The organism is Cellvibrio sp. KY-YJ-3 (genome assembly GCF_008806955.1).
In the GTDB taxonomy this organism is placed as follows: Bacteria; Pseudomonadota; Gammaproteobacteria; order Pseudomonadales; family Cellvibrionaceae; genus Cellvibrio.
Genome location: NZ_CP031727.1, coordinates 2,156,250 through 2,174,834 on the forward strand (window position 1 = coordinate 2,156,250; position 18,585 = coordinate 2,174,834).

Below are 18,585 nucleotides of genomic sequence, written 5' to 3' on the forward strand. Positions count from 1 at the left end.
AAGCATTTCGCTGCGACGTAGCGGGTTGGTGCAGTGTTGGTGGCCCCTATGAGCCGGGTGTGGGTTGGGCGGCCAGTAATGCCTGGACGGATCTAGGTGCGTGTGATGCAAACAATAATTCCAGCAGTATTGCATCCAGTGTCGCACTTTCCAGCATCGCACCATCCAGTGCAGCGCCATCGAGTATTGCCTCCAGTGTTGCGCTATCTAGTGTAGCTTTATCAAGTATTGCTTTATCAAGTGTCGCGCCTTCAAGCGTGGCTTCCTCCGTAAATTCCAGCACTCAGGGCGGCACTTGCCCCGGTATTAATATCTACCCCAATTGGACGCAAAAAGATTGGGCGGGTAATCCATCCCACGCGGCAGGTGGCGATCAAATGCAATACCAAGGCAAGGCCTACCGCGCCAATTGGTGGACACAAAGTATTCCCGGTAGCGATGGCTCCTGGACATTTGTCAGCAACTGCAGCGGCGGTGTGAGCAGTACAAGTTCATCCAGTGTGGTTTCTGTCAGCAGCAGCAGTGCAAGCTCTGCGAGTGTAATTTCACTCAGTAGTTCTTCAAAAAGTTCATCTTCCAGCTCTTCATCCAGTTCAGTCATTGTTGCTTCCTCTTCTTCTGTATCGGTGAGCAGCAGTAGTGTGAGTGTCGTGATTAGTGGTTATTATCCGACGCGTGTGAATCCGGTAAGCCTGAAAGTGAAAGGCTGGCCAAGTGATTTGGCGATGGGTTCTTTCACTGATAACAACGCTGCAGCAAACGATGCCTTGGCTGCGTCAGGTGTGGATTCTATTTTCGCTAACGAAGGCAATGGCACCGGCGATCGCGGTCAGGTCATTACGCCCGCTGTTACTACACAAACCATTTTGCAGGCCCGCAATATTGAAAATGTCAGTGGGCGTTCGGTATTGCCGGTGATTGGTGTGGCGACTGCCGACGCAACCGGTATTGGCGCAGAGGATATTTTAAATAACGCCAATCTGGTCAAACATTTCCAAAATCTGATTCGTATTGCCGCTACTGTGCAAGCCAATAAAGATTCAACTCACGCGAATCCTGGTGCGTTGGTGCTGAACGCTGGCTTGTTGGCGCAATGGCAAACTAATCAAAATGGCAGCTTTAAAACTGCATTTGGTAGTGCAGGCAATTGGGTTGCGATTGATGTTAAACAAGCGGTGAAAGATGCGTTAACTAACGAAGCAAATTATGCGCTTGGCAGCCAATCACTGTCGGCTATTTACAATCTGAATAGTTTGAAAACCGAAGTGGACAGTGCATTGCAAAACAACATCACCGGTTGGGTACAGGCGCATAACTTATTGATCAAACGTTTAAGTCCGGATGTATCTTTCGGTTGGGTTGCTAGCGTATCCAGCCCAGGCAATAACACCTGGGTGCACACGGATTTTGATGGCTTGCAAGATGTGTGGGATGCCGCTGCATTTTCAGTATCTACCTTTGCAAATGCAATTGGTGCTTATACGACGAATAATTATCGCCCTGACTTTTTAGCCTTTGATAAATCCGCTGATGATGGCTTATCGCCCTCTGCGCGTGCGGCTTATGCCTATGGCGCAAAAGAGTGGGAAAATTATTTGAACTATGTGCGTCAAGTAACCGATTCGTTATCGATTCCTGCAATGTTATGGCAAATTTCCGGCGGCCACTTGGCGAGCGTAAGTGAATCAATTGGCAGCTACAACTTAGCCAATGATTCGGGTACCGCTGGTACTTATTTTATGGGCGATAAAAGTATTGGCCGCAATATTAGTAATGTGCGCAGCGAAGTATTAAATATTCCGCTCAATGCTTCTGTGTATGCCGGTGCGATTAATGTAAATGCACTGTTACAGCAAACTCCTGACTATGATTGGGGAACTTCTGGTTTGCGTCGTGCTGCATTTAGCAATGTGTTTGCAATTCTTTGGGGAAGCAAACAAGGTACTGCTGTTGTTCCAACCGCAACCAGTGCAACGGATAACGGCTGGTTGAAAAATAAAATTGCAGCCAACAAAGCCGCTGGTGGTATGCCTCTGTATGGTTCAGGCCAATTAACAACGGCGAGTGCAATCACCTCAATTCCGCAATTGAATAGTGAATTGCTCAGCGTTGAAAATGCGATGAACAATCAGGCATTCCTTTACACAACACCATCCAACGGTAAGGAGCCATCCAGCATCTATAAATGGGCGGATTTCTTGATGGCGCTCAATGCCATGCACAACGTTGGTGTGGGTCCAACCAAGTACTGGTTGCTTGATCCAACCAAAGACGACGCAACCAACATCAAGTACGCCAAAGTGGCGATTGCAGCGTTCCTCTCGCAAAGTATGAAAGAAACGATTCAGTATGATGCCTGCGATGAAAACAACTGGTCGATCAACACCGGCGATCCTGTTAATTATCCAATCTCGGCGTCTTGCGGTCAGTTGCAACAGGATTATGCATCCTACGGCCAGGATCCAATTACCGGTCGCGACAACCCATACTCCTGCCCGCGCAATCCTAAAATGGAAGTCACCGCCAACACCAACGCCAAGTGGTACGGTGCGCCGGGGCCTTTGTTTGCAGCACCCGACAGAGTGTTAGAGAAAAAAGGTTTGTTGGTTAACGGCAGTGTTGGCTACTGGGATTACGGTGCCTGGTTCCCGGCAGTAACCACGGTTGATAAATCAGCACAGGCTTACCTGCGTGAAGACGGTAAAGTTTACGATGGTCAAAAAGCCGGTAAATTTGTCTGGAACGGTAGTGCAGGTAAAAGTGTAGAAGGTTGTGGCTGGTGGGGGCGCGGTGTAATTCAAACCACCGGTCGCTTGAACTTTGGTAAGTTGAATCACTTCCTCGGCCGCAGTCATGTTGATCCCGCGTATGCCGGTCAAGTGGTGGATGGCATTGAAGTAACCCCAGCGCCGACTGAACCTTTGTATGCCGATATGGATCTCTGTTCAAATCCACAATTGATTTGTTCATCGACAGAACACGGTGAGATCAAGTGGATTGCCGGTTTGTTCTTCTGGATGAATGAAGTGCAAGGCTACAACGATCCTGCGTACAACTGGAATTACCATGCACAATTGCAAGCCTATGTGGATGGCGGCTTGAAAGGCGATGCGTTTATCAATGCAATCTCCGGCATTGTTAATCGCGGTTGTCCTGAATCTACTTGCCCGATTAGCGGTGCAGTGGATGGATTGGCCGATAGAAAAGCAAACTTTGTTAAAGTGTTGCAAATTATGGGTTTGAATCCGCAGTAAAACGCGAGTGTAAAATAGAGCACCTGTTAGCGAAGGTGCAATAAAAAACCCGGCACTAAAACGCCGGGTTTTTTTGTTATGCGTCTTACTAAATAATAAAGCGCACTTCACTTTTACATCATTGTTTTTCACTGCCAATAAAACGATAAATTACCGCACCTAGAATTGCGCCGACAATCGGTGCTACCCAAAATACCCACAGTTGTGCAGTTGCCCAATCCCCCACATAAATTGCTACACCTGTACTGCGTGCAGGGTTTACTGAAGTGTTGGTGACCGGAATGCTGATTAAATGAATCAAAGTAAGTGCCAAACCAATTGCGATGGGAGCAAAACCAGTCGGTGCGCGTTTATCCGTCGCCCCTAAAATAATGATGAGGAAAAATGCAGTGAGCACTACCTCGGCGATAAGTGCAGATTGCAGTGAGTAACCGCCGGGGGAGTGATCGCCATAGCCATTGGAAGCAAAACCACCGGCAACATCAAAACCGGGTGCACCGCTGGCAATCAGGTATAAAACCCCTCCTGCAGCTATGCCGCCTAGCACTTGCGCAATAATGTAGGGGAGTAATTGTGTTGCGGGAAAACGGCCGCCTGCCCAAAGGCCAATTGAAACGGCGGGGTTCAAGTGACAACCGGAAATGTGGCCAATGGCAAATGCCATAGTGAGTACGGTTAAACCAAACGCGAGCGACACGCCCAGTAAACCTATGCCAACCTCGGGGAACGCTGCTGCAATCACTGCACTGCCACAGCCACCGAAGATCAACCAAAAAGTACCAAAAAACTCAGCGCCATACTGTTTCATCATGTGCTCCTGCTTAACGATGTCTATTAAAAAAATAGATAGTTATTGCGGCTTGTCATCCCAGCGCAGTTTGATACCTCTTAACCCTGAGGCGGCAGGGCGCAAACTATCCTTTTGATTTCAAACAGAGTTTCGCGAACGGTCAATCAAGTGCCATCATCAATAGAACAGCACCTTTGCGGATCATATACCACTATAGTTGTGTTTTTGTTGTATTCAAAACGTAAGGCCAGTGCTTACATACAAATTCCAGTAATGCGCTTTGGTATCGCCGGGTTCACCAAACAATTGGTAGTCCACACCCACACCGAGCAACAAGTTTTCCTGAATCCGCAAACCCACTTCGCCGTTAGCTTCAAACATGGCTTCCCAGTCGTTTAAATCAGGGTTTTTGAATTTAAATTTACCAATGCCCGCGCCCACACTGCCCAGTAAATACAAACCGGAGTCATAGGCGTAGGGATCATAATTAATTCCACCAAAACCAACGGAATAGGTTTCCACTTTTACATCCGGTATCTCTTGCTCCAGCTGCGTCACATTCTGGTTCGCGGCAAGATAAACCGGTATGCGCGGCAATATAAGTTTTACGCCCAAACTCCGCTCAAAATTCATATCGTATTTTTCATAATCCGAATACTCAAACTCATCTTCATCCGCAATGATCGTACCCCAGGGTGCAAACTTAAATTGCACAACCATCGGTAAATCGTCCTGCGCATGACTTAGGTTGGTAGTTAGACCTAATAACAATATGAATAAAAAACGTTTCATTATTTTCCTTGAATAATTAAGACACATTAGGTTGAAGTAGTAGGGCGGCTTCGCGAAGCAAGCCGCCGAAGGTCGTAGAACGGCCAAAAGCGGAAGTTGGCACTTATGTAGGATGGGTAGAAAATACCTTCTACAACTTAATTAGCACTAGCTTTATAAGTTAGCATTGCTCTATCAGAAGAAACATCATAACTCCAAATATGAGTTACTGAACGGCCAGATATAGCAATTAACGCAATTGAGTCTCCATTGGCAATAACCTTTAACGGTGAAGCACGATAATTATTGCGATCATAAATGCGGCCATAGCCCACAAGCTTGTCAGCAACTCTCTTACTTTTTAAATAAGCCCCTTCACCGCTAAAGATCACAATTTCGCCCGAAGCGCTCCAGCCGACATAACGATCCATAGTTTCATCATAGAATATAGAATTTATGTCGTGATTTTGTGCCGAATAAGCGTCAAGCCAAGCATCTTTTGCTGGAAAATATCGATAAAGATACCCTTCACCACCAAAGGAAATAATCGACAGTAAATCTCTTTTACTATCATAGGTAATGTCTGTACCCCAAGAAATTTCTGGTAAATTTTGTGGTACTGCGGAGCTACTGTGCTTAGCTCCGGACTTATCGATGGACTCGATCTTCCCGTTCTGCAATTTATAGATAATATTGCTTTTAGTCGAAACCGCCACACCTTGGTTTACGTAAGCGCTTTTACTGTCGGCCTTAGGCCCTTGCAACGTCCATTCAACAAAATCATTGTTGATAGTCAATAATCGAAACGATAAATCTTTTGTCGGCTTTTCTACCGGAGGCCAATCCAAACTAAGTTTTTTATTAACACTATCAACGGGAGAAACAACAATCTGGGTAGCAATTTTGTAAGAACCACTAAAGTAATCAACATGGTTGGTAGAGAAATGGACTTCCCAGATTTTACTCGACACTTTCGAGCCTCTGAAAAAACGCCTCTTCGTATTTAACGGGAGATAACCCGCCGTTATGAGAGTGGCGTTTGACCGGATTGTAGAACATCTCAATAAAATTAAATATTTCTGTTTTGGCTTCTTCCCTTGTGCTGTAAATCTTTCTGCGGGTTACGCGCTTCTTAAATGTCGAAAAAAAGCTTTCCGCAACTGCGTTGTCATGACAATTTCCTCGGCGACTCATGGATGGAATGAAATTGTTAGCGTCCATAAAGGCCGTATAATCGTGACTCCCATATTGACTGCCTTGATCACTATGAATGAGTACGGTATCTCTTGGCTGACGCCGTAGCTTTGCCATGAGCAGTGCATCAATTACCAAGTGGCGATCAATATTCTTTCCCATAGACCAACCAACTATGCGCCGAGAAAATAAATCCAGTACCGTTGCCACGTACAAAAAGCCTTCGTAAGTTCGCACGTAAGTAATGTCACTAACCCACGAAACATTGGGCGCTTCAGGGTTAAAATTCCGGTTCAACAAATTGGCTGCAATCTTGGCGGTTTTGCTTCCTTTGATGTAGCGTCGCTTATAGCCAATCTGCGCTTTTATCCGGTGTTTACGCATGATTTTAGCTACGCGATGCACACTGCATGTCTCGCCCGCTTCACGCAAATCTTTGTGTATCCACGGACTCCCGTAAGTGCCGCCACTCGCCAGGTAATGCTCTTTAATTAATATCAATAACCGCTGATCTTCCTGCTCGCGTTTTGATACCGGATTTTTTAGCCAAGCGTAGTAGCCACTGGGGTGAAGCTTTAAAACATGACACATCAAACGTACTGAATGCATTTTGATGTGAGCCCTGATAAAGGCGTACTTTATTCGTGCTCCCTTGCAAAGTACGCGGCGGCCTTTTTTAAAATATCGCGCTCCTCGGTCACCCGTCTGAGTTCTGCTTTGAGTCGCGCGATTTCGGCTTGCTCGTCAACGTGGGTCGCCTGGCGGGGTTGTGGTTCGTTGTATTTCTTGAGCCAGTTGTACAGGCTGTGGGTGGTGGTTCCCAGCCGTTCCGCAACTTCCGCAACGGAATAGCCTCGTTCAGTAATTTGCTTGATGGCTTCTTTCTTGAATTCTTCAGTAAATCGTTTGCCTGACATAGACACCTCATCTTGGAGTTAGATTATGAGGCTTTTAGGTGTCTAGTGATATCTGGGAAGTCCAAGGCTCGGAGGAAAAGGTCAATTACACAATATAACCAAGGGGGAATTCGTGGGTTTTATCTGGCTGGAAGCTACAGTTACCAAAAAATCAGAATGTGGTAACTGTAGATATCACCGGTGGGGCGGGTATTTAGCTTTGGCTTTGGCTTTGCGTTTGAAAAAAATCTTCTTCGATTCTTCTTACATCTACCGAGACAAATAATTGCGGTGAAACGCCGCCGCCAAAAATAACGCCTTTGAGTGGGGTTACATCGGAATAGTCGCGGCCCCAGGCGGTGGTGATGTGTTGTTCGCCGGTGACTTTGTTGTTGGTGGGGTCAAATTCGTACCAGCCTTCGCCGGGTGAATAAACGGCGAACCAGGCGTGGGTGGCGTCAGCGCCGATTAATTTTTCCTGGCCGGGGGCGGGTAGGGTTTCTAAATAGCCGCTGACGTAACGCGCAGGGTAGCCGAGTGAGCGCAGGCAGCCGATGGCGAGGTGGGCGAAATCCTGACAGACGCCGCGTTTGTGTTTGAGCACATCGGCGAGTGGTGTGGCGACGTCGGAAAATTCCGGGTCATAAACGAAATCGGTAAATATGCGTTGGGTTAAATCCATCACCGCCGATAAAAACGGGCGGTCGTCGCTGAAGGAGGCGGCGGCATAATCGGCAAGATCCTGATGCTGTTGCACCATGGGGGAGTCGAGCATAAATTCGCGCGCGCAGAGTGTTTCCCAATCTTTACTGTGCTGCAGCAAATATTTTACGTAGCTGCAGGGGTTGCCAAAATCCAGGTTGATACTGGTGCTGCTGTCCTTAATGGTGATTTCGCTGGTGATACTGACATCCAATTCGCTGTGCGCTTTTTCAATCGAAAATTGTAAAAACTGATTGCCAAAATAATCGCTGCGGCTATTGCTGGTGGTGGCCGGTGGTGAGAGTTTTATATCGATAGTGTCTACGCGCTGGCGATCAGTGGAGCGCGGTAAAACATAGGCCAGGTTGTAGCAATGGCTCACCGGTAATGCGTAGGCATAGCGAGTGGTATGGCGAATGCGATATTTCATAATCCCGGCTTCCTAGAGCTGCTCTTGCCACTCGGTATTTTTTACCAGCAGCTGTGGCCCTTCGGTGTGATCGAAGTAGCGCTGCCCAATGGCCTTGGCCACTTGCGTCATTAAATACTGCAAGCGCGACAGCAATTGATCCAGTTCGGTGCGAATACTATTGTGGGTTTTTACCAGCGCGCTAATGTCACTTAGTTTCAACGCGGTAGTCGCTTCCAATAATAATTTGTGTTCGCTGCTGAGAATTTCGCGGTCATCGGGCAAGTCAGAAAAATGATGTTCCAATTCGTTGAGTTGATAAATTAACGAGCGCGGATTTTTGCTATTCAGCATTAACATTTCCAGAGCTTGTTCCAATCGAATACCGTTTTGATAGCGGCGGCGATAGGGAATAAGCGCTTCACTGCACAGCAAACTGGATTCGATAAGCGTTTCCTGTTCTATCTCATCAAATTCGGTGGCAAGCAGTGAACGCAGGGTATTAATAATTTGCAGCGCGCGCTCCAAACGGCGGCCCATTTCCATAAAGTGCCAGCCATTGCCGCGTGTCATGCTTTCGTGAATTAATCCGGCAAAAGCAAGTAGCGTGGTAATGAGCGGCGCCAGTGCTTCTTCCGGTGCGGAAAGCGAGCTGGGCTCCAAGGCTAATTTTAATTGCTCCAGTTCATCGCCAATATCGTTAATCACGCGCTGGGTATCGCTGGAGAGTTGCTCTTTGACTTGTTCGGCGGCTTCAATCATCGCCGTTAAATTATTGGCGACACTGCCGAGGCGGCGACTGTCCAAAATAATTGCAATCATTTCCGGTTCAGGGTTCTTGAACAGTTCCGGTTGCAAACTGGTAAAGCCGGGGTAGGTGGCAGTGACGTGGGTAACGGCACTCAGCAGTGTGCGACATACCGCGTCGGGCAATTTTTCGGTTTTATTTAATTGAATAAATACCGTGCGCAATAAACGCATGGCGGATTCTGCGCGCTCGGCGTAGCGGCCCATCCAAAATAAATTTTCTACCACGCGGCTGGGCAGTGCACTGCTGCCTTCTGTGGATGATTGCATATCCAGGGTGCGCAGGCTAATTTGTTTTTCCGGTTCCGAGGCGAGCACCCAGGTGTCTTTGGAAACAGAGCCGCGTTGGTTGGAAATAATTTTTTTATCCGGGTCCAGGTTTACGCGCGTAAGGCCGCCGGGCATTACCGCGTAAGAACTTTCACTGGCAACTGCGAAGGTGCGCAATACCGATGCACGCGGTTGGATTTGCCCCTGATGCCAGGTGGGCGTTTGTGCGCCGGCCACATATTCCTGCGCCGCAAATTGCAGCGGATTTTTACGAATGCGATTTTGCCAGGCTTGTAATTTTTTATCGTCTAGATCCGCGCCGTACACTTCATACAAACCGGGGCGACGATAGGTAGGTTTAATCAGTAAATTTTTTAAATTGCTACACACATATTCCAAGTCGTCGCTATTGCCACACCACCAGGTTTTCACCGAGGGCATTTGTAAATCGCGCCCGAGCAAGGCTTGGGCAACCGCGGGTAAATAACGCAATAGCGCCGGGTTTTCCAATACGCTGGAACCGAGTGGGTTGGCGATAGCAACATGGCCGAGGCGCGCCACTTCCAGCAGGCCGGGCACACCTAGGCGTGAATCGCCTTTTAATTCAACCGGATCGCAATAGACATCATCCACGCGGCGCAAAATTACATCGACACGTTTTAAACCGTCGAGCGCTTTCATCCACACATAACCATTGCGCACACTTAAATCGCCGCCTTGTACTAATTGGAAACCCAAATAGTTGGCGAGATAGGCGTGCTCAAAATAGGCTTCGTTATAAATGCCGGGGGTGAGTACAACAATGCGTGCAATACCACCGTTGGGATTTAATTCCTGCAGGCGTTGACGCAAGCGCGAAAAAAATAATGACAGTCGATGCACATGACTATCGCGAAACAAACTGGGGAATACGCGGTTCATGACCGTGCGATTTTCCAGCGCATAACCTGCGCCGGAAGGCGCTTGGGTGCGGTCGGCCATCACCCGCATTTGACCGTCATGGGCGCGCACCAGGTCGGCGCCGTGCACAATTAATTGTTGTGCGCCGGGCAATTTTATATTTTGACAGGGGCGTAAAAACCCCTGATGGGAAAATAATAATTCTGGCGGGATAACACCACGGCGCACCAGGCTGCGTTCGCCGTAAATATCTTGCAGCAGTAAATTAAATAATTCGGCGCGTTCAACCAGTGCGGTTTCAATGTTGTTCCATTCGTCGCTGTGAATTAACAGCGGAATAGGATTGAGTTGCCAGCTTTGGCTCGCATCCGGCTCGTCGTAAATTTTGTAGGTGGCACCATCGTCGCGCAGAATGCGGCGTGCTTTTTTCTGCCGCTCTTCAATGGCATCGTGCCCCAGCGTTTGTAAGCTGTGTAACAGGTAGCGCCAATGCGGGCGAATACCGCCTTCAGTATCGTAGGCTTCATCCACCCCCGCTTGTGGGGATGGATAAGTGAATGCCTTACTGCTCATTGTATTGCCCTGATTGTCCATAAGCGCGGAAGAGAGGTTCATGATAATCAGTAATTGTTATGAATATGGCCCCGATTGTAACCCTATTCACCTCGCTTTACTTGCGCAAATCCAGTGTGTGTGGATATTCGTCCGCCGGTTCCTCTGGCGGTGGCGCCATGGGTCTGGGTGGATGTTTGTGTTCAAAAAATTCGCGCAAGATTTTTCCGGCCGGTGTGATCGGTAATGCACCGGGTGTGTAGTTGATATCAAAAAAGCGATTACCACGGCGCGATTCAGCTTCATTGGCGTTCACCGGGAAGCGCTCGTAACTGCGCCCACCGGGGTGGCTAACGTGATAGGTGCAGCCGCCGATGCTCTTGCCGTTCCAGGTGTCGATTAAATCAAATACCAGCGGCGCGTGAATGCCAATGGTCGGGTGCAATGCGGAAGGCGGTTGCCATGCGCGATAGCGCACGCCGCCCACAAATTCACCGTGTTTACCGGTGGGATTCAAACACACACGGCGACCATTACACGCGAGCACATAACGGCCCGGCGTTAAACCAGTGACCTTGACTTGCAATCGCTCCAGTGATGAATCCACATAGCGCGAGGTGCCAAAGCTGCTGACTTCTTCGCCCAGCACATGCCAGGGTTCAATCGCCCAGCGCAATTCAATTTGAATATCATCCAGCTGCACACGGCCATAGTGAGGGAAACGAAATTCCTCAAACGGTGCGAGCCATTCCAATTGAAAGGGGTAGCCGTGTTCATTCAAATCGTTCACTACATCGCGCAGGTCTTCCCACACATAATGCGGCAGCATAAATTTATCGTGCAGCGCGGTACCCCAACGCACCAGTGGTTTTTTGTAGGGCTCTTTCCAGAAGCGGCTGATCAGACTGCGCAGCAACAATACCTGCACCAGCGACATACGCGCGTGCGGCGGCATTTCAAAACCACGGAATTCCAGAATACCCTGGCGACCGCTGGCAGAACCCGGTGAATAAAGTTTGTCGATACAAAATTCGGCGCGATGAGTATTGCCGGTAATGTCGATTAATAAATTGCGCATTAATCGGTCCACTAACCAGGGCTGCTCCACTATGCCATCGGGCATTTGTTGGAAGGCGATTTCCAACTCGTAGAGCATTTCCGCACGGCCTTCATCTACCCGCGGCGATTGACTGGTCGGCCCGATAAATAAACCGGAAAATAAATAAGAAAGCCCCGGGTGATGCTGCCAAAACGTCACCAAACTGCGCAGTAAATCCGGGCGGCGCAAAAACGGGCTATTGGCTGGTGTTGAGCCGCCGAAGGTGACATGGTTGCCGCCGCCGGTGCCGGAGTGACGGCCATCGAGCATAAATTTCTCGGTGCCCAAACGGCATTGGCGTGCATCTTCATACAGGGCTTCGGTGTTGTTGACCAAATCCGCCCAGGTTTCTACCGGGTGAATATTCACTTCAATCACACCTGGGTCCGGCGTAATTAAAAATTTCTTCAGGCGATAATCTTTGGGCGGTTCGTAACCTTCCAGTACCACCGGCATATTGAGTGTTGCCGCGGTATCTTCAATCGCTTCAATTAACGCCACGTAATGTTCGAGGTAGGTGAGCGGTGGCAAAAATAAATGCAAACGGCCATCGCGCGCTTCAAAACACATGGCGGTGCGAATGACATAACCTGCTTCTATGTAGTTAGGTTTGGTTTTGTGCGTTGGATTTTTTTCACTGTGCTTTTCAATATTGTTGTTGCTGCCAAGAGGTTGCGCGGTAATTTTTTGCGCAGCCAGATTGGCAAATTGTTGTCCGCTGGGTGCCAAAGGTGCACGCGAGCGCAGCGGGTCACTTTCCGGTTGATAGCGTTCGTAATCGTGTTGCGGAAATTCCAGTGAATTTAATGGCAAACGTAAACCGAGTGGTGAGTCGCCGGGAATTAAAAATAAATTGTCATTGCGCAATTTCCAGCGGCCGCTCAGCCAGCTTTGATTCAAATAATTCCATTCGATGGGCAGCACATAGCCGCTTTCGGTATTTAAGCCGCGCGTTAATAATTTGGCGATGCGGCGGCGCTCCAGGTCATCTTTTAAATCGGCTGTTAATGGATCTATATTGCTGGGTAATTGTTGTTCGGCCCAGAGGTAATAGAGCACATCTTCATAGGCGGGAATTAAATGCTCGCTATTCACACGAATTTTTTCACACAGTGTCTGCGCGAATTTTTTCGCATCCAAATGCGTGAGGCCGTAACTTTTATCGGCGCGTGCGAGTAAATCCGGGTTGCTCCACAGGGCTTCACCATCGGTGCGCCAAAAACAACCCAGCGCCCAGCGCGGTACTTCTTCACCCGGATACCATTTGCCTTGGCCGTAATGCAGTAAACCATTGGGGGCAAAGGTGTTGCGCATCCGCAGCAATAAATCTTTTGCAAGGCGCAATTTGTCGGCGCCCAGTGCGCCGGTGTTCCACTGCTCGGATTCCATATCGTCGATCGATACAAACGTGGGTTCACCACCAGTGGTTAAACGCACGTCCTGCTCAAGCAGTTCTTTATCAACGGCGGCGCCGAGGGCATTGATGGTTTGCCATTGGTCTTCGGTATAGGGTTTGGTGACCCGCGGGTCTTCAAGGATACGGAAGACTTCGTTGCTGTAGGCGAACTTCACTTCACATTTGCTGGTGGCGCCGGTAATGGGTGCGGCAGAAATGGGGTCAGGTGTGCAGGCGAGGGGAATATGGCCTTCGGTAGCCAGCAAACCCGAGGTGGGGTCAAGGCCGACCCAACCTGCGCCGGGAATAAATACTTCAGTCCAGGCGTGTAAATCGGTGAAATCTTTTTCCGGGCCGCTGGGGCCGTCGAGGGCTTTGATGTCCGAGGTCAACTGCACCAAATAACCCGAGGCAAAACGCGCGGCGTAACCCAAGTGGCGAAAAATTTGTACCAGCAGCCAGGCGCTGTCGCGGCAGGAACCTTTGGCTAGGGTGAGTGTTTCCTCACAGCTTTGAATGCCCGGCTCCAAGCGCACACCGTAGCCAATATCCTGTTGCAGTTGTTGGTTTATCTGCACCAGAAAATCGTTCACATGCCAGGGTTTATCTTGTTTTTCGCGCTGCGCTATTTCCGCTTTAATCGCCGCGACTCGCGCACTCAGCAGTGGGCCAGCTTCGGTGACTTCCAAATAAGGAATTAACTCGCGTTGGAGCTGTTCGGCGTAACTAAATGGAATTGTTTCAGCGTAGTCTTCTACAAAAAAATCAAAGGGGTTGATGGAGGTCATGTCGGCAATGACTTCGACTTCAATTGCCAAACTTTTCGTCTGCTCGGGAAAAACCAAACGCGCCTGAAAATTGCCAAAGGGATCTTGCTGCCAATTGAGGAAATGGTCTTCTGGCGTCACCTTGAGCGAATAACTGTGGATTTTGGTGCGGCTGTGGGGCGCCGGGCGCAAACGCAGGACGTGGGGAAATAAAGTGGTCAAGCGATCAAACTGGTATTCAGTTTTATGGTGGATGGCAACGCGAATAGCCATAAAGTCTTCCTTCCTGCAGCGAGCGGTTTATGGATCATGCTGGTGCACTCAAGTGTGCACCAGGCGGGGAAAAGGGCAAGTTATCATCATCCACTGAGCATATGACGCTCTTGCGGTTACGCTAAGCCAGTGTTTAGTGTGCGGTTTTCCTGGCGGCTCTGGTTAGTCAATCACACGCAATAACTGCACCATAAGTGCTCTGGGCGATGAAATGCTGCGCTAAAAACACAAAAGCGCCAGTATCGGAGGATAGTGGCGCTTTTGGCATGAGCAGTTTGGAATTAGTTTTGTGGTGGCGGTGGCAGCTGTAAAAAAGCTTCCACTATCAAGCGATCCCAGGACTTGGTGAGTTCGCGTAAGTATTGATTGTCAGCCTCAAAAATACTGTGCTGCATCAGACCGCTGTTGGTGACATAGCTCATCAATTCGATTGGCGGGCCTACAGTGAGATTGGATTTCATTGTGGAATCCATGGACACCAAGGCGCAGAGTGCGGCTGTATCCAGCCCGGTTTCCGGTTTGAGGATACGGTCGAGAATTGGTTTGCCGTATTTACTCTCACCAATTTGCAGGTAGGGCGTTTGGTCGGACGATGTGATGTGGTTACCCTGAGGATAAATCAGCATAACCGCCGGGGTTTCCGTGCCAATTTGGCCGCCCAGCAAAAAGCTGGCTTCAAAACTGACGTTACTGTTGTTGTGTGCGTGTTTCTCTTGAATAGCCACACTTATTTCGCCTACATAGTCGGCGGCGTCGTGGATGCTATCGACAGTCGCGAGGCTTACATCGGCACCTTCTTTGATGTCCTTGCGAATTTTGGCGATAACTGATTGGGTAGTGGCGAGGTTGCCAGCAGAGTTGATCACCAGTTGGCGGTCGCCATCGATACCAAAATGGTACATCTTGCTGTAGGTGCTGACCTGATCAACACCCGCATTGGTCCGTGAATCTGAACAAAAAATCAGACCCGCATCGACTTTAATCGCAACGCAGTAGGTCATAACAGCAACCGGGCTCAAGAAAAAAAGGGCGTGTAGGTTAAGAGCAGGGGCGGTGAGCGTCAAGGCTAATTTGGCGCATTAAATCGAACGGTGAATCATGCACCAAGGTGGGGCGCGTTCTTGGAGGATGGGCAGTGAAACCTCTGTCTCACCGCCCGGTAAGCCCTAGTAGTGCTTATTCGGTGGGTTTGTTCCAGTGGATATCCATCTGCGGGAAGGGAATGCTGATGCCATTCTCATCAAATGCCAGTTTGATTTGTTCGGTCAACGCAAATTTCACATCCCAGAACTCATCGGCTTTCACCCAGGGGCGCACATAGAAGTTCACGCTGTGTGCACCCAGTTCTCCCACTGCAATCAAGGGTTCCGGCTCGGGTAAAACCCGTGCATCGGCGCTAATTACTTTGGCAATGACATCGCGCGCCAAACGTATATCGTCGCGGTAGCCAATACCAAAAACCATGTCGATACGACGGGTGCCACGGGCGGAGTAGTTGATGATATTGCTGCTGTAAATGGTGCCGTTGGGAATGATGACCTGCTTGTTGTCACCGGTGTGCATGTTGGTGGAGAAAATACCAATCTTATCGATAATTCCCGATACGCCGGCAGCCTCAACAAAGTCGCCGGATTTAAAGGGGCGAAATATCAGCAACATAAAACCCGCCGCAAAGTTTTGCAGTGATCCCTGCAGCGCCAAACCAATCGCCAAGCCAGCAGCACCGAGTACGGCAATCACGGAATTGGTATTTACCCCCAGCTGGTCCAGGGCGGCGACAATTACAAATACCAACAGCAGGGCATTTACCAGCGATTGGATAAATTCCACCAGAATTTTATCGAGCTTGGTGCGCCCGAGGATCTTGCCTAGCATTCCTGCCACAAATTTTGCGACTAACTGGCCGATAACAAATATCAGCAAGGCAATCAGAATTTTAATACTCCACGGAGCTACAAATTTATCGTAAAACGCCAGCAGTTGGGCGTGGTCAAGCTTGTCGAACATTGCAAATCTCCTTGGGATTGCTAAACAGGTATGGCGTGACTATCAAGTAACACTGCCGGTAGTGCGCACACGTTTACTGCCTTTCACCGCGTGTGTTTTACGGGCGTCCGCACGTTTTTTAAGTTGGGCATCTATGGTGTTTTTGGCCGCAATTAAAAACCCCACCACAATAAACGCTCCCGGTGGCAGCAAGGCAAAAATCACATTGGGAAAACTGCTGCCAAAGACATTCAGTTGCCAGCTGCGTGCGGATTCACCAAAGAGTAATTGCATATCGGCAAACAGATGTCCGGTGCCGAGCAGTTCGCGTACAGCGCCCACACAAACAAGTACTAACAGAAACCCCATCCCCATCATAAAACCATCGATGGCGGAAGGTAGGAGAGTATTTTTGCTGGCAAAGGCATCAGCGCGACCTAATACGGCGCAGTTGGTCACGATTAACGGGATAAATAATCCAAGTATTTGGTACAACTCGTAGGTGTAAGCTTTCATCAGCAATTCAATACAGGTAACCGCTGAGGCGATAATCATCACAAAGGCGGGCAGCCTTACTGCGTCGCTTACATAGTGGCGGATCAGTGAAACCACTGAGTTGGTGGTGGTCAGAACCAGTAATGTAGCCAGCCCCAGGCCGAGCGCGTTAACAACGGTAGAGCTGACCGCAAGCAGGGGGCAGAGGCCGAGAAGCTGCACTAACGCGGCGTTGTTACCCCACAGGCCCTTTTGGGTAATTTCTGTGTAATTCACGCCATTACTCATGTTGTTCACCTGCGCTTGGCTGTTGATTCGCATCAAACAAGGTTTGATGGTTGGTATTCACAAATTCCAGCACGCGTTTTACTTGTCCCACTACGGCGCGCGGAGTGATGGTGGCACCGGCAAATTGATCAAAGGTACCGCCATCTTTTTTAACTTTCCATTCCTCGATAACAGGAACAGTCAGACTTTTGCCATTAAAACTTAAAATCCACTGATGCTTTTTTAGCTCGATTTTGTCGCCCAGTCCGGGGGTTTCTTTGTGCAGTAATACACGCACGCCGGCAATGGTGCCATCAGTTTTTACCCCGACAATCATACTGATATCGCCGGAGTAACCATCGTGTGCCGTGGCGGGAACGATCAAGGCGGTGATTTGCCCTTGCTGGCGCGCGCGATAAATCTTACTGGACTCGCTGGCGCCCAGCGGCTCCCATGCGCTATCCGGCACGGGTATGGTGTCATTGAGCAGATCGTTATCGTGATCTTGCAGGGGAATTATTTCAAATAGTGCGCGCTGTTGTGCGGCGCGCTCTGAAGCTGCAATACGATCCTGGGTGCCGAGGTTGGTCAGCGCCAGTGCGCCTGCCGTGCAAATCGCAAAAGCGGCGAGGATAAAGCTGTTTTTACTTATGGATTGGCCGAGCATTAGTGACCTCCATCCTGTTTGCTACTGTCGGTCGCACGGCGCGGTTTTTTGTGGCCGTAGGTGCGCGGAGTAGTGTAGTAATCAATAAAGGGGGCGGCGAAATTCAGCAGCAAAACTGCAAAACCAACTCCGTCGGGGTAGCTGGTGCCCCAGGCGCGAATCACATAAATCACCACACCAATCAACGCGCCATAAACAATGCGCCCACGGGTGCTCACCGCCGAGCTGACCGGATCGGTCACAATAAAAAATGCGCCGAGCATAGTGGCACCGGACAGCAGGTGAAAAATGGGTGAGCCGCCGGAATTGGAGCTGCCTGAGTCGTAAAACAGCGCGGCCATCAGAGCCAGCGCCAGCAGCATGGAAACCGGGGCATGCCAGGTAAAGACTTTTTTGTAGAGCAGATAGATGCCGCCAATCAAAAAGGCGATGTTGACCCATTCCCAACCAGCACCGGCCCAGCGGCCTTCGGTAAATACAGGCTGTTGTTGATAGAGGGCATCCAGCGTCAGGCCGGAGTTTTGTTTCATAATGTCCAGCACTGTCGCCGAGCTGTAGCCGTCGATGGGGGTGCCAAAAAAGATCTTATCCAGCGCCGCGACCAGGCTGGGTGCAGTATGTCCATCGGCCAGCATGGGTAATGGCGTGGCCCATTGGGTCATCTGTACCGGAAAGGAAATCAGCAGCAGCACATAGGCCACCATCGCCGGATTAAAGGGGTTAAAGCCCATGCCGCCGTAAAGCTGTTTAGCCAAGACAATCGCGACAAAACTGGCGCTGATCACCAGCCACCAAGGGCAATAGGGCGGAAGGGATACACCGATCAGCACGCCGGTCACCAACGCGCTGCAATCGCGTAGGTAGAACATCACCGGACGTTCACGCAGTTTCATCACCAGTGCTTCAAAGGCGATGCAGCTCAAGCTCGCCAGCAACACATTGATTAACACCCCTATACCAAAAAAGTGAGTCAGTGCGGCAATACCGGGAAACGTGGCATAGACCACCAGGCGCATAACGCGCCCGGTACGATTGGCCCCGTGGGTGTGGGGTGAGGTGATATTTAATAACGCCATTCGTTTATCTCGTT

General features: G+C 49.5%; 14 protein-coding genes. 1 reads left to right on the top strand and 13 read right to left on the bottom strand.

Translation table 11 applies throughout. The features are described 5' to 3' along the window. Positions 1-46: 46 nt before the first annotated feature. A complete protein-coding gene (locus D0B88_RS19265) occupies positions 47-283 on the bottom strand; it encodes a pentapeptide repeat-containing protein (protein WP_225318619.1) in 237 nt (78 codons plus the stop codon). Between D0B88_RS19265 and D0B88_RS09145 the strand changes: the two genes are divergently transcribed. Continuing rightward, entirely contained in the window at positions 258-3,254 is a 2,997-nt protein-coding gene (locus D0B88_RS09145) for a cellulose-binding domain-containing protein (RefSeq protein WP_225318620.1), read from the top strand. The two genes, D0B88_RS19265 and D0B88_RS09145, sit on opposite strands and share 26 nt — an antisense overlap. Before the next feature lie 118 nt (positions 3,255-3,372). Here the strand turns inward: D0B88_RS09145 and aqpZ are convergent, their stop codons facing one another. The 12 genes from aqpZ to rsxD form a co-directional block, all read right to left on the bottom strand. Beyond that, entirely contained in the window at positions 3,373-4,065 is a 693-nt protein-coding gene (gene aqpZ, locus D0B88_RS09150) for an aquaporin Z (protein ID WP_225318621.1), read from the bottom strand. Positions 4,066-4,278: 213 nt separating this feature from the next. Next, positions 4,279-4,836, bottom strand: coding sequence for a hypothetical protein (locus tag D0B88_RS09155; RefSeq protein WP_151056676.1), 558 nt, complete (start codon positions 4,834-4,836; stop codon positions 4,279-4,281). A gap of 137 nt (positions 4,837-4,973) precedes the next feature. Continuing rightward, the gene (locus D0B88_RS09160; protein ID WP_151056678.1) at positions 4,974-5,786 is read right to left on the bottom strand and encodes a hypothetical protein; all 813 of its coding nucleotides are present in this window, start codon (positions 5,784-5,786) and stop codon (positions 4,974-4,976) included. Continuing rightward, positions 5,776-6,926, bottom strand: a protein-coding gene (locus D0B88_RS09165) for an IS3 family transposase (protein ID WP_151056680.1) whose coding sequence is annotated in 2 segments (ribosomal slippage) — positions 5,776-6,683 and positions 6,683-6,926 — 1,152 coding nt in all. Because the reading frame shifts where the segments join, the coding sequence is not laid out codon by codon here. Before D0B88_RS09165 ends, D0B88_RS09160 begins: the two co-directional genes overlap by 11 nt. A gap of 193 nt (positions 6,927-7,119) precedes the next feature. Then, a complete protein-coding gene (locus D0B88_RS09170) occupies positions 7,120-8,037 on the bottom strand; it encodes a transglutaminase family protein (protein WP_151056682.1) in 918 nt (305 codons plus the stop codon). 12 nt (positions 8,038-8,049) lie between these two features. Further along, positions 8,050-10,608, bottom strand: coding sequence for a circularly permuted type 2 ATP-grasp protein (locus D0B88_RS09175; protein WP_151056684.1), 2,559 nt, complete (start codon positions 10,606-10,608; stop codon positions 8,050-8,052). 55 nt (positions 10,609-10,663) lie between these two features. Then, positions 10,664-14,080, bottom strand: coding sequence for a DUF2126 domain-containing protein (locus D0B88_RS09180; protein ID WP_151056686.1), 3,417 nt, complete (start codon positions 14,078-14,080; stop codon positions 10,664-10,666). Positions 14,081-14,361: 281 nt separating this feature from the next. After that, complete coding sequence (locus D0B88_RS09185; RefSeq protein ID WP_040392799.1) at positions 14,362-15,081, bottom strand: peptidase; 720 nt, start codon at positions 15,079-15,081, stop codon at positions 14,362-14,364. A 175-nt stretch (positions 15,082-15,256) separates the two neighbouring features. After that, positions 15,257-16,087, bottom strand: coding sequence for a mechanosensitive ion channel family protein (locus D0B88_RS09190; RefSeq protein ID WP_151056688.1), 831 nt, complete (start codon positions 16,085-16,087; stop codon positions 15,257-15,259). Positions 16,088-16,129: 42 nt separating this feature from the next. After that, on the bottom strand, positions 16,130-16,849 hold the full coding sequence (locus D0B88_RS09195; RefSeq protein ID WP_040392796.1) for an electron transport complex subunit E: 720 nt from the start codon (positions 16,847-16,849) through the stop codon (positions 16,130-16,132). Next, a complete protein-coding gene (rsxG, locus tag D0B88_RS09200) occupies positions 16,842-17,495 on the bottom strand; it encodes an electron transport complex subunit RsxG (protein WP_151056690.1) in 654 nt (217 codons plus the stop codon). The genes D0B88_RS09195 and rsxG overlap by 8 nt, the downstream gene beginning before the upstream one ends. Further along, complete coding sequence (gene rsxD, locus D0B88_RS09205; protein ID WP_007644163.1) at positions 17,495-18,571, bottom strand: electron transport complex subunit RsxD; 1,077 nt, start codon at positions 18,569-18,571, stop codon at positions 17,495-17,497. The genes rsxG and rsxD overlap by 1 nt, the downstream gene beginning before the upstream one ends. Positions 18,572-18,585: the final 14 nt, after the last annotated feature.